Source organism: Bacteroidota bacterium (genome assembly GCA_034439655.1).
Classification (GTDB): domain Bacteria; phylum Bacteroidota; class Bacteroidia; order UKL13-3; family UKL13-3; genus CANJUD01.
On the sequence record JAWXAU010000119.1, the window covers coordinates 1 to 14089 of the forward strand.

The following is a 14089-nucleotide window of genomic DNA, read 5'->3' on the forward strand; positions in this document are numbered from 1 at the left end:
AAGCGGGGCTTTCGGGATGTAGTTCGGCATTACCATTCTACAAACCTAAAATAGTCCAAAGACTATTTTAGGTTAAGAATTGGTATAACATTCTAAAAATCAAATCCGCCACAGGCGGAGAACTATTTTAGGTTAAGAATTGGTATTAAATGAAATGGTGATACAGCCACTATAATATATTTAGACACTTCATTTGGTTTGTTATGCGGCATTATATGGTCTAGAATGTCTTCTTCAAATAGCACCTCGAGTTTTCTAAATTCTGAAATCTAATACAAAGTGTGGTCTTGTCTATAATATCTAGGCAACTATGGTCTCCCACTTTTTTTGATTCAGCTAAACAGATATTGCCGTCTTTTATTTTATAGCCTACTGTATCTTGTATAAGTGAACTATCGCCAGCACTGTATTGATATAAACGAACAAATACTTTGTTATTGGGTAAGAAATTTAAGATAAAACCAAAGTTTTTTGGCGTACTTTTTTTGCTCGCCCTCCACTGTTTTTGAGAGAAAGAATCGAGCGACAAAGAGTCGCCTTTATATATAATAGAAACCGCTGAATAATTACCCAGTATAGTGGTAGCAGATTGTGCATATATCTTTACCCATACACCTAAACAAAGAATTAAAACCGATAGCTTTTTGAATATAGTATTATATACCATAAGCCTATCGCTCAATGATTAATTTTGTATTGTTCGTACCCGTATTTGTTCGGTTATTTATCATATAAACTCCGCAAGGTAAATGAGATAAATTTATGGTAGTTGAGCTATTGTTTGTATAATACTGATATACCTGCAAGCCCATTATATTATATATCGTAATTTGGCTATGCGGCGTAGTATTTAAATTAACAATTCCGGTACTTGGGTTGGGCCACAAGTTCAAAATATCGTTGGTTTCAAGCGAAGCAATACCAACGGGCTGTTGAAGTTTAACGGAATAGTTTTTTGTAGTACCATCTTGTGCTTGTATGGTATAAGTTATAGTATTGTTAAAATTATTGGTAGTAGCCCCACTCACTTGCTCAGTGGCTGATATAAAAGCAGTGGCCAATGGCGATATTTTAAAAGTGGGAACTAGGGAACTCATGTCCACCCCCGAGGGAATAGTAGCCGCTACATTAGTGCTGTTGATATTGGTAGTTATTTGTGGATTAATACCCAAAAATTTGAACTCGAGCAAATCTTTGTTCCCGCTCAAAAGCTTGCGGGTACCTTGAGCTATCCAAACGCCCCACTTGGCATCGGCAATAAATGAAACGGCGGTGCCAGCTTTGGGCGTAATTTTATCAGTGTTCACATCAATAGTGGCTATAATGGTATCACTATTTGTATTTAAGGTAGTGAAGAGTATTTTATTGTCGTTCTTTGAGTAATTGGGATAAGAAAGCGTAGTATTTGTAAATACGGTAGTCACTTTTTGTGTGATGAGGTTAGAAGCTATGAGTGCGTATTGTGTATTACTGCCTGAATTATCTATATAATCGAAAGCAACTATATAAGGAGAGTTTTTGCTAATAGCTGGATTGCCAATACTAACATCGGAAGGTAAGCTGCTGAATACTTTTTGAATGGTCCCATTGCCCACTTTGTTTGTCTTATTGTTCCATACACGTATCATTCCCACATCCCAATAGTTAATATCGCTGCCTCCATTATTGGGTATTTCGTTGTAGGCATCATATATAACATATTCACCCGTATAGTCCCACTCCAAAGCACCAGCATATAATACACCTGCCGAGGTTTGCCCTTGCCCAGTGGTGGGATTATATAAATAAAAACGTGTCCAATTTGAACCATCATATATCCAAATACTGCTATCGATAGAGGTGGTAACTCCTGCTATTTTATTTCCATCTTTCGATATAGCTACATTGTCCCATATACTTTGGTTTTGAGCTATCGTTTCAGTAAAAGTATTGACGGTAATCTTATGCATTTTGCTATCCCAGCCTATAAAATAACCTGTAGAACCATCGTCGGTAAGCGACATAGGCTGTTTGGTATATGTGGTGGTCATGGCTTGGAAGCCACTGGGAGTGGTGGTCGACTTGTACCAACGGTTATTGGTTCCAAAATAATTCACGTCGTAACTTATTATATAATCTGTTCCAGGGTTTGTTGGAAGGTCTACTCCAGTGGTATTGCCGCTGCCTCCACTACCTGCATTTGGGTCATATATTTCTACAGCATCGAACGCTGCTTTGGCTGCGTTTTCTTCGGTAGTTCCATATAAATCTTTACAGCTTTGTACTACCGCATAACGCAAATCCAAAAATTTCGAAGTTGAAGTGAGGTATTTGCTCAAGGCTCTATAATATACTTTTTCTGCTTTTACCTTGGTAATATTGGTGGCAAAAAGGTAATAAGCATGATTGGGAATTCCGGAGTTGATATGCACACCTCCATTATCGTTTGTGCCACTATAATATTCTTTCATTTTAGCGGGCTGCCATCCATTGTCGTTTAAACTATTGCCACCGTTATGTGGGTTGCTCAAATCACGCAATGCACCGCTGAGAAAGTAAGCGGCCTTTACCACATCTTCACCCAGCTTCCAGTTAAGCCCTTCTATCATGGCACCAAATACATCTGCCATCGATTCGTTGATGGCACCACTCTGCGATTTATATTCTAGGTTCGCAGTTTTTTCTACTACGCCATGGGTCATTTCGTGGCCTGCCACATCAAGTGCTCCTGCTAGTGGTTTAAAAGCCACGCTGCCATTTCCATAAAACATAGCTTGCCCATTCCAGTATGCATTGTCCATTTCGCCACCACTACTTTCGGTAACATTTATTACGCTTATAATATTGCCGCCGCTGCCATTAATACTGTTGCGGCTATGTATATTTTTATAATAATCGTAACACACTTTGGCATTGTATTGTGCCGATACGGTTTTGGTACTCCAGCTAGTATTGTTCGATAATTTGATTTGAGCAATTCCGGAACCGCTGGTATTCTTCGCATCCAAAGTCCATATTACGCCTTCGGGGTCATCTGGGAACTGCGATTGGCTTGAGTTAAACATAGTTTCATTGGCATTGATAGCATAGAACGAACCATTATATTCATACGTATTAATAGTGCGTTGCTTATTGTTTAGGTCGCTCATAGTAGCAGTCTTTGGCCCATTAGCACTGCAAGTATGATTGTATTGGTCTAATGTTTCACCTGTATTCGCATCAATTACCAATACATATCGCTCTATCAAATTAGGTCTGATGGTAATATGATATACAAGTTTGGCTTGTAATAGATCATTATAATATATCTCGAGTTTTACCACGGGTTTGTTTTCGCCAAATATCATAATTTGTTCTGGAGTTTGCGTTTGAAATGTGGTAATATCAGATAGCTTTTTGTTTGCCATTATAGCCGCTTGCTCTTGCGTAAGTAAAGGAATAGTTGCAATAGCCGCAGGGGTAGGATACATGCGACCCATAGAAAGCTCCACATAATTGTTTCGGGTCACCACTATCCATTCGCTACCGTGCACAGGTATACTATTATAAATTTGAGAAAACCTAAAAAACACCTGCCCTGTTATAGGGTCAGTATCAGTTTGCGATAAGTTAAATTCTTTAGAAGTCTTAAGGTGCAAAGCCCCTTTTATCTTTTCTAGATAAGTATATACTCCAGCATAATCGGCCCCTAGCAATAGGTATTTGCCTTCAATCATTATAGCTAATTGGTTGCTTGGGTCGTAACTAACATGGTACCCGCTTAAGGGGCTGGTAATACTACTTATATCATTAACGATAGCTTGTGGATGTTGTTCTAAAGCTGTTCTACCATACACGGTTTGGTACTGGAATGTAGGAAGTACCTTGCCTGTTTTAGCTGGGTGCAATTGGGCAAATGTTGGGCAAACGCAAGATAATAATACAAGAATATATATAAGTATTTTCATTGTTTTGTTTTTTTTAAGGTGTGCAAATATAAGAGAATTTAGTTGCTAGTTGTCTAGTTGTGAGGTATGAGTTATGAGTTGTGAGGTATGAGTTAGGAGTTATGAGTTATGAGTTGGAGATATGAGTTGTGTGTTGTGAGTTGTGAGATTTCTCAAAACTGCCTACTGTCTACTGCCCGCCGCGGCGGGCTGTCTACAATCATATCTTAAACAAATACTGTAGGGTAAAAGTTCTTGGGGCACCCATATTTCCTAAATAATATATATATTCTGCATTGCCCAAATTCTTGACAACAAAAGAAAACTTGTGCTTTTTATAAGTATATCCTACCCTGAAATCCCATAAACTATATCCATTATTATGCGAGAGTCTATAGGCATTAGAGCCAGGTACAATGGCTTCGAGAAAATCATTTACTCGCAACATATAGCTATTGAATTTAAAAGTCGCACCTATTGAAAAATTATGATATTCAAGATCCGCATTTACTTTCCAAGTATGGCGAAAACGACTTTGTAAATATTTGTAGTAGGGTTCTATATTTTTAACAGAATCAGTAAAAACAGAATCGAGATATACCGGTTCTATAAAAGTATACCCAGCCAATAGTATGATATTCGCATTTTTTATTTTTCCTTCGCCACCTATCGATGCATCAATACCAGTAATTCTTGCCTTCTTGGCGGTGTTCAATGTTTGGAAAGCAACAATATATACAGGGTCGTACACATACATAAAATCAACCATATTATTATACTGGTTCCAGAACCCTGCCACATCGGCATAGCCCATCCATTTGCCTATTTTCAGTCCTTGTTTTATACCTATTTCAGCACTCTGTCCTGTTTCACTTTTCACATTTGGGTTGGGCAGCACCCTCACTACCGCAGCTACGGTATTCACATATCTTTCGGCCACCGAGGGGAAACGGTACCCCGTGCCATAGCTGGCCCTCGCAAATGTATATTTGGCCAATGGATGACTTAGCCCAAAGCGATATACCGGTAATCCTTCTGCTTTGCGTTGGTCTATTTGGTTACGCTCGTAACGAATACCCGCCGAAAAATTGAGTTTGGATAACTTTCCATCCATTTGCAAATAAGCGGCTGCATTGTAGCCTTGGTGGTCGTGGTAAAGGCTATCACTTTTAATAGTATTGATGGTATACACACCTCCGCCAGTAGCGGTTAGTTTAAAATGCTTGTCTGCATTATTGAAATATTTTTGATATTGCAATTCATTATAGGCCAAGGTAGCTTTTGTGTGAATCCCAATAGTATCATAAGTATCGGCACTGTAGTTATTATTTTCGGTAACATATATCCTGCTTCTTAAAATAATTTTATATTTATTGGGTTTCGCATATTCTATATAGGGGTCAATATTATATCTTTTGTTAATCATATTGCTGCCAGTATTAGGGTAAGCCACAAAGGGAGAATCGGCCTGTTTCCAAAACAAGAAATTACCCACCTGTGCCGAGAAGAAAGAAGCATATACACCCACTTGCAGTCCCTTTACTTTATCAAATTTTTGTTTCACACCCATACTCAACCTTTTATTATTCGCCGCTTCATACTGGCGGTATCCATCATCCTTTAGGCCATAGATGGCAAAAGTAATCCCTGTGTTATTATTCGTTTGCGAATGGAATACATTTATACCGCTGGTGCTTTGTCTTTGTTTAAATATTTTAAAATTTGGGTTTGTAGGATTATCATAAAACCCCGTGAATACGTTCACTTTGGTAAAAGGTAATTTGGTGGGCTCAGCCGTTCTAATATTTATTACACCACCCATAGCCCCCGAGCCAAACAAGGCAGATGAAGCACCTTTAACCACCTCTATTTGCTTAATGTTTTCTACAGGCATGGCATCCCATTTCACATCGGCGGCATCGGCACTTAATATGGGCATGTCGTCCAACATCATCAGCACCCTGCTGCCTGTGCCATAACTAAATCCACTTCCGCCTCTTATATTGGCTTGCCCAAATATGATATTAACGCCAGGCACATTCTCCACGGCGGCATCCATTTTTATGCTGTTCGTGTTTTCGATTAACTTAGGTTTTAGTGTCGATATGGATACTGTTACATCTGTAATCTTTTGCTGAGTTTTGCCAGCGGTAACCACCACATCGTTCAAGGTATATACATTGTCTTCCAGTACTAAATATATATATTGTTTGTCCACCAATCTTTCTATAGGTTTATATCCATAGTGGTTTATATAAAGTGTGGCGGGAGTATCTACATTTTCAAAGATATAATATCCTGTATCGTTGCTGTAAGTATATAAATCTGCTTTACCGTTCATTAATTTACACACTACCTTCACATTCTTAATTCCTTCCACAGTTGTTGCATTAAGCACACGGCCTTCCACAGCAATTTGTGCGTATACTATGTTGCCAAAACAAATTGCAAAAAATAAGAGTATGGTGTTCTTCATAAGCATTTTTAAAGCCGTCAAATTTATGGCAGGAAAAGGGAATTAATACCAATACTCCTTATAATACCAATTCTTAAACTAAAATAGTTCTCCGCCTGTGGCGGATTTAGTTTGTAGAATGGTAATGCCGAACTACATCCCGAAAGCATTCGGGATTAGTCCCTTTCTTTTGGACTATTATATATTGAGTTTCGGTATTATAATGAGTATTAGTACAAGCAACTATGGAAATCAGAATTAACATATCTTTGTAAAAAGCAAATATTTTATGAAGTGCGGCCCAGCCTTATGCCATCCTTAAGCAACGGTATCATCATTTTGTTCTTTAAAAAAACCAATCATTTTCTGGTACAATAATTTTTCGTCAATAGGTTTGGAAATATAATCGTTCATGCCTACAGCTTTGCATTTTGCTAAATCCATGGTTGTTACATCTGCAGTTAATGCAATGATGGGGATATTAGAGTTCATTTTATTGCGAATGTGCTCCGTGGCTTCAAATCCATTCATTTCAGGCATTTGCAAGTCCATCAAAACAATATCGAACGATTTAGTTTTTAGTTTTTCAATAGCTATTTTTCCGTTGTCTGCAATATCCCATGCGAATTTGAAATCATCCAATATGGTTCTCAACAATAATTGATTGAGTTTAATATCTTCCACAACCAATACTTTAATGTTTTTAATTTCCAGGCTTTCGCTTTCGCTTTCGCTTTCGCTTTCGCTTTCGCTTTCGCTTTCGCTTTCGCTTTCGCTTTCGCTTTTTGGAAAACTTAATATAAAACTAAATGTAGAACCCTCATTAATTTTACTTTTTACTGAAATAGTTCCACCCTGTTTTTCTACCAATTGTTTAACGATGGCAAGTCCTAAACCGGTACCTCCATACACCCTTGAAGTATCCATATATGCCTGCTCAAAGTCATTAAAAACATTTTTTATTTTATTTTCTGGTATCCCAATTCCGCTATCGGTAACTTTAAATTCAAGTGTTACTTTTTCCTCGTTTTCGTTTAGTAAATCAACGCTTACGGTGATTTTGCCTTTTGAAGTAAATTTTATTGCATTGCCCAAAAGGTTAATAAGAATTTGATGCAAACGAACCGAATCACCAAGTAATATTTCGGGAATTCGGGAATCATATTCCTTTACTAATTCTAAATTACTTTCCTGTATTTTTGTTTCAAACAAATGAAGAATTGTATTTATTGAATGTAATATTTTAAAAGGCGAGTTTGCAAATGTCATTTTACCTGCATCTACTTTTGCTAAGTCAAGTATGTCATTGATGAGAACGATTAAAGTATTTCCGCTTGATTTAACGGCTTCTAAATATTCTGTTTGTTTTTCAGTCAAATCTGTTTTCATCAGCACTTTTGTAAAACCAATAATCGCATTCATTGGAGTACGGATTTCATGACTCATATTCGATAAAAATTGCTGCTTCGATTGCATTGCGATTTCAGCTTTTTCTTTTTCATCTTCTGCAATTAGTGTTGCCATTTCGGCAAATACTTTTGCCTCCATTAAATCGTTGGCAAAACTTTTATGTGCATCAATGTCAGTGCTGCTTCCTACCCATCCTATAATGTTTCCCTGCTCGTCTTTTTGTGCAATGCCACGACTAATATGCCAACGGTAAGTTCCATCATGATAACGAATACGCTTTTCCATGTTAAAATCTTCACCTGTTTTAAGGGAGTGATGCCATAATAGTAAATCTTTTTTTAGGTCATCAGGAAAAATAATTTTGCGGAAACCTTCGCCTATCAATTCTTCGAAAGACATTCCGGTGTAATCGAGAAAATATTTGTTGAAGTAATTTTTCTTTCCATCGGGTGTGCCTGTCCATATCATGTGAGGAATGTTTTCGGACAGAGTTCTAAATTTTGCTTCGCTTGCTTCTATTCTTTTATTTTTTAATTCAAGGTCATCGTTAATAGCTTTTATTTTTTGCTCTGCCACTTTCCGCTCAGTAATATCCTCCAAAGCTATTAGAATTAACTGCTCTGCAGTTTTTTCATTTATAATCTGCCTTGCATTTAGCAGTATGGTACGTTCACCAATTGAGGTAAAGTGTAAATTGATTTCAAAATCTTCTATGCGGTTTTTTTTAGGGAGAATCCGCTCCAGCAATGAACGCAGTATTTGGTCATCGAACTTGTGGTGTTGTATTTCGTAAAATAGTTTGCCCTCGGTTTCATCTTCATGCACATTGAATTTTTTGTAGAAGGCTGCGTTGGCGGTTTTTATGCGAAGCGATTTATCGAGAACTATAAGGGGTTCTCGCATGGTGGCAACAATGGCTTCCGAATAAGAACGGGAAATATTGAGTTCTTCCTGCTTGTCCAATAATTCCTGGTTTACGATCAGTAATTCTTCGTTGGTCGATTGCAGTTCTTCTTTTGATGTTTCTAATTCTTCGTTCAAACTTTGCATCTCTTCGCTGCTGCTCAATAGTTCCTCGTTGGCACTCTGCAATTCTTCATTGGCGGCTTCTTGGTCTTCAGTAATGGCACGCATGTCTTCGCGGTTTTGTGCCAATTCATTTTCAACTTGTTGTATCCGTAATTCAGAAAGTTTTTTTATTCTTTGTGCTGCCGTGGTGCTTTTACTTTTTTCTTCGGGCAATGCCACAGGTGATGCTGTTTTATTTAAGAGAATAAAATAATGCGGCTCAATAGTATTTACAAGAGGAACAACTTGAATAGTAACAAGTGTTTGTTTCCCATGCATCTTTACTGGGATATTCTCTTTGGTAAAAGTTTTTTGGTTGGTTTTGGCTTTGTGCAGTGCATTTCGCAATTCAAAAGCTAACCCTTCTTTTGCCATCTTGAGCAGGTTAAAAGTAGGCTTGCCCGGCGACTGTTCCAGAAAAGGGGTCATTGCACCGTGAATGTGAACAATGTCCATTTGCTCGTTAACGACTACACCGGCAGGGGTGAAATCGGATAACAGCATCGTCTCGGCACTTTTGCGAAAGTCGGTTTGTGTGCCTTCTGCTTTTTTTTTTGTGTTATTTTTTGAGGCTAAGGCTTCTTCTTTGCGTTCGGTAGCCACATGCATAAAACGACCGGGTATAGGCATGCGAGAATATATTTTTTCGTGCTTGTTCATGGAAGCAAAGAGGTCGGAAGATGTGCCTACGGTTTCAGATTTTCCTAGTAATAAAACTCCTTTTTCTTTAAGTGCATAATGAAACGTGGCGAGTGCTTTTTTTTGCAAAAAAGTATCCATATATATAAGCACATTACGGCAGCTTATTAAATCCATATTTGCAAATGGCGGGTCTTTCAGAAAATTGTGTGGAGCAAATACACACATATCGCGAATGAGCTTACTTACCTCATAGCCGTCGTTGTTTTTTACAAAATAAGTTTTGAGGCGTACATCGGTAAGTATTCCCACATCGGCCTTGCTGTATATACCTCTACGAGCTTTTTTAATGGCTTCATCAGAAATATCGGATGCAAATATTTGAATACGGGTTTGCGACAATTTTTGTGAGCAACATTCATGCAGGCAGATAGCGATTGAATAGGCTTCTTCGCCTGTTGAGCATCCAGTAATCCAAACACGAATGGGCTCACCGCTTATATTATTTTTAACCAGTAGTGGGATTATAGTTGTACTTAATTCCTGAAATGTTTTTTTGTCGCGAAAAAAAGAAGTAACAGGAATAAGCATATCTTGAAACAAGGCATCTTGCTCTGCTTTATTGTTACGAAGAAATTTGAGGTAGCCCGAAAGTTTTAATGTTTTGCAGATTGCCATTCTGCGGGCAATGCGTCTGCGGGGTGTGGGTTGTTTGTAGTAAGAAAAATCAACACCGCTATTCAAGCGAATGATGGTAAGGATTTGTTTAAAAACAGCTTCATCGTCGGTTGCGAGAGGTTCCTCTGCCGCATTCAAGGTAGAAGGTTTATCAATTCCATTGATTTGCAAAAGTTGGTGCGGAATTTTTTCGGGCTGTAAAATAAAATCAACCACGCCGGCGTCAACAGCGTTTTGGGGCATGCCGTCGTATGCCGCTGATGTTGGGTCTTGTGCTAGGGTAATTCCTCCGTGTGCTTTAATTTCTGTTAAGCCAATGGTTCCATCGTTGCCAGTGCCCGATAGCACCACACCCACTGCAAAAGTAGTATGCACTTGGGCCAGTGAGGCAAAGAAAATATCGATGGGGCGATTTTGAATTTTTTTATCCCGTGTAGTAAGTTTAAGCACCCCATCAGTCGAGGTAAGTATTTTGTTCGATGGTATAATATATATATGGTTTGGGGCAAGATGTATGTCGTCCGTAATTTCGTGTACCGGTATTTTTGTAACGCGGGTAAGTATTTCTGGCAGCAAACTTTCGTGTGTGGGGTCCAAGTGCTGCACTAGCACATAAGCCATTCCCGAATCTTCGGGGATTGCTTTTAGTAATCGCTTAAAAGCATCCAACCCCCCAGCCGATGCACCCACACCTACAATTGGAAAATATTGTGGAGTTTTTGGTGGTTTTGCTTTGTCTTTTTTTGATGCTGTCATTCTGTAATTTCTTAAAATAAAAAGGTCAAAGTTAACTTTATTTATGGCAGTATTATGTTGCTTTGCATTTAATTGTTGCTTTTAGTTTTTTTTCGCAAGTTTTTTGCCACCTTCCACCATTCGTTTTTCACCAACTCGGCATGTCCTGCAGCCTCAATAGAAATAGGAGTTTGTTTCATTGAATTGTTATCAATCAAACCAGTAAGATGTATTTTATAATACATACTGTCTTTATCAGTTATTATTTGCTTCATTACTTTAAATGGCTTTTTTACATTGATTTCAAAAGGAAGTGCTACGGTAATAGATGAATTTGGCTTAATGCTAAGCCTCTGCATATAAGAGCCTTTGCCTGTGATATCAGGCCCAATAACCACATTATAATTGAGTTTGCTCAAGTTTACTTCTAGTTTGTTGCTATGGTTAATTATTTCCAATTGCAATTCAATATTTACTTCTTTGCGTTTCCAACTCCACAAGCCCAATTTTACTTTCTTCACTTTTATTTCGGGTGGATTGGGCACTTTAATGTTAAAATCCTTTTTAACGGAAATTGTGGTGCGGCCAAAAATTGTATTATAGGTAATTTTAAAATCAGCGACAATACGTGTTGAGTCTCGGCCACGCAAACTTTTAAGAAGATGTCTCACCTTCGTTACCGGCAAGCGGAATGCCAACTTAATAGTATCAATATCGCCAGGCTTCTGTTTCAAGTTAACCGCCTGCCTTTCGGCCACCAGCTTTACGCCTCCTAGTTCCAGTTCACTTACAAGACTGTCTATTGTTAACTTATACGGAGCTTTATTTTCGAGTACCCCTTCTACTTCAATATAGGCAGTGTCGGAGTGAATTTTTGCGTAAATATTATTTAACTTGTTAAGGTTGGGTACAAAGTGTAATGCTTTGGCCGGGTCGAACCAATAGTATGCTGCCCCAGCTAACAAGCCAACGATACACAGAAAAATAAATACATATTTAAATACCTTCCTCATTAATATATTTTATTTTCGGGGTTGAATGATTTAAATATATAAATCATCTTAAATTAATAAGCTGTAAAGGTGCACATATTGAAAGTAAAGAATGTTACACCTTATGTTAAACACTTTACATAATTCACGGTTTTGGGGGAGATTATATAACTGCCATTTAATGAGCTGTGGTGATGCAACTGCTAGTTGCACACGTAGATTCACCCAAGCTTCCGACAAAACCGTTTTTGCCACTGGTGTCGGTTACAGCTTGTATAGAAGCGTATGTTATAAAGCTAGCAGAAAGTAAAAAGCAGAGTAATTGTTTTTCATGGCAGTGTTTATTTATTTAATTATTAGATACAAATAACTACTGAATGGTGGTATTTAAACAACTAAAAAATCCAAATTTTGTATAAAACGTATAAAATCAACTAGTTATTAACAAGGCGATTCTTACACCATAATTACATATACAAGATTATTATAATCTGAAGCTATATTGTTTTTGTCTCACCCTCAAACCCGCTTACCTTTGTTGCCCAAATTTACTACCTTGAGTTTAATTAAATCAATATCTGGTATTCGTGGTACCATCGGCGGTTCAATAGGTGAGGGGCTTACCCCGCTCGACATCGTAAAATTTACTTCCGCATTCGCTACGCTTATTGCCCAAGAGTCAGATAACCGAACACTTGTAATTGGCCGCGATGCCCGCCTTAGCGGAGAAATGTTGAATAATTTGGTGGTCGGTACACTTACAGGGATGGGTTTCGATGTGATAGATTTAGGTTTGTCCACCACACCTACCGTAGAGATGGCCGTGCCGCGTGAGCAAGCAGCGGGTGGTATTATTCTTACCGCTAGCCACAATCCAAAACAATGGAATGCTCTCAAACTTTTAAATGCAGCAGGCGAGTTTATTTCTGCCGAAGAAGGCGAAGAATTATTGAAGTTAGCAGAAGTCGGGAAGTTTGATTATGCAACAGTTGAGAAATTAGGCAAGCATACCTACAAGAATTCCTATATACAATATCACATAGATCAGATTTTAGCTTTGGAATTGGTTGATGTAAAAGCCATAAGAAGTCGCAACTATAAAATAGTGGTCGATGCGGTTAACAGTACGGGTGGTATCGCAGTTCCCATGTTGCTTAACGCATTGGGCGTTGATGATATCATAGAGATAAATTGTGAACCTACAGGCAAGTTTGCCCATAACCCCGAACCACTTCCCGAAAACCTGGTTACAACAGCCAGCGAAGTTAAATTCCACAAAGCCAATTTGGGTATTGTGGTAGATCCTGATGTAGACAGATTAGCACTCATTTGTGAGGATGGAAGCTTTTTCGGCGAGGAGTATACTTTGGTAGCTGTTTCCGATTATATACTCAAAAACAAGAAAGGAAGTACGGTCTCCAATTTGTCCAGCACACGGGCCTTAAAAGACATAACTGAAAAACATGGTGGTGTGCACCACGCAACTGCGGTAGGCGAAGTAAATGTGGTGAAGATGATGAAAGATGTGCATGCTGTAATTGGTGGCGAGGGCAATGGAGGTATTATATATCCAGAACTACATTACGGCCGCGATGCATTAGTTGGCATTGCTCTTTTTCTTTCTCATTTGGCCAAGTCGAAAACCGTAGCCTCTATATTACGTAATTCATACCCTGGTTATTTTATTTCAAAAAACAAAATAGAGCTTACCCCCGATATTGATATTGACCACTTATTACTACAATTAAAAAACAAATACGTGAAGCAGCCCGTTAATACTGTTGATGGATTGAAAATAGAGTTCGATAAAGAATGGGTGCATTTACGTAAATCGAACACTGAGCCCATTATTCGTATTTATGCAGAAAGTTCAAATGAGAGCACAGCACAACATCTTGCCCAAAAAATAATTTCAGATATAAAAACCGTGATTAAGGGAAGGTAGGGATTGGGATTCGGGATTAGAGGAATCATTTAATCTTAAATCATTCAATCATTCAATCGTTCAATCATTCAATCATTGGTGCCGCCTGAAGACAGCCGTGCCTACCATTCTACCATTTCACTTGGTGGGCGATTTACTTAAGGGGTGCAAATATAATAATCACTAATACCGAAACTCAATATATAATAGTCCAAAAGAAAGGGACTAATCCCGAATGCTTTCGGGATGTAGTTCGGCATTACCATTCTACAAACCTAAAATA

At 38.3% G+C, this 14089-nt stretch carries 6 protein-coding genes; 1 reads left to right on the forward strand and 5 read right to left on the reverse strand.

The genetic code is table 11. The features are described 5' to 3' along the window. Positions 1-220: 220 nt before the first annotated feature. The 5 genes from SGJ10_08410 to SGJ10_08430 form a co-directional block, all read right to left on the reverse strand. The gene (locus tag SGJ10_08410) at positions 221-682 is read right to left on the reverse strand and encodes a hypothetical protein (GenBank protein MDZ4758146.1); all 462 of its coding nucleotides are present in this window, start codon (positions 680-682) and stop codon (positions 221-223) included. Further along, on the reverse strand, positions 672-3926 hold the full coding sequence (locus tag SGJ10_08415) for a M4 family metallopeptidase (GenBank protein MDZ4758147.1): 3255 nt from the start codon (positions 3924-3926) through the stop codon (positions 672-674). The genes SGJ10_08410 and SGJ10_08415 overlap by 11 nt, the downstream gene beginning before the upstream one ends. 199 nt (positions 3927-4125) lie before the next feature. Beyond that, positions 4126-6381, reverse strand: coding sequence for a TonB-dependent receptor (locus SGJ10_08420; protein MDZ4758148.1), 2256 nt, complete (start codon positions 6379-6381; stop codon positions 4126-4128). Between the two features lie 297 nt (positions 6382-6678). Next, complete coding sequence (locus tag SGJ10_08425; GenBank protein ID MDZ4758149.1) at positions 6679-10911, reverse strand: CheR family methyltransferase; 4233 nt, start codon at positions 10909-10911, stop codon at positions 6679-6681. 68 nt (positions 10912-10979) lie between these two features. Beyond that, entirely contained in the window at positions 10980-11903 is a 924-nt protein-coding gene (locus SGJ10_08430; GenBank protein ID MDZ4758150.1) for a hypothetical protein, read from the reverse strand. 535 nt (positions 11904-12438) lie between these two features. Between SGJ10_08430 and glmM the strand changes: the two genes are divergently transcribed. Next, positions 12439-13827, forward strand: coding sequence for a phosphoglucosamine mutase (glmM, locus tag SGJ10_08435; protein MDZ4758151.1), 1389 nt, complete (start codon positions 12439-12441; stop codon positions 13825-13827). Positions 13828-14089: the final 262 nt, after the last annotated feature.

Excerpts from the sequence above, each read along its gene's own strand:
- SGJ10_08415 (MDZ4758147.1), bottom strand. The coding sequence starts at position 3,926 with ATGAAAATACTTATATATATTCTTGTATTATTATCTTGCGTTTGCCCA.
- SGJ10_08420 (MDZ4758148.1), bottom strand. The coding sequence starts at position 6,381 with ATGAAGAACACCATACTCTTATTTTTTGCAATTTGTTTTGGCAACATA.
- SGJ10_08425 (MDZ4758149.1), bottom strand. The coding sequence starts at position 10,911 with ATGACAGCATCAAAAAAAGACAAAGCAAAACCACCAAAAACTCCACAA.
- SGJ10_08430 (MDZ4758150.1), bottom strand. The coding sequence starts at position 11,903 with ATGAGGAAGGTATTTAAATATGTATTTATTTTTCTGTGTATCGTTGGC.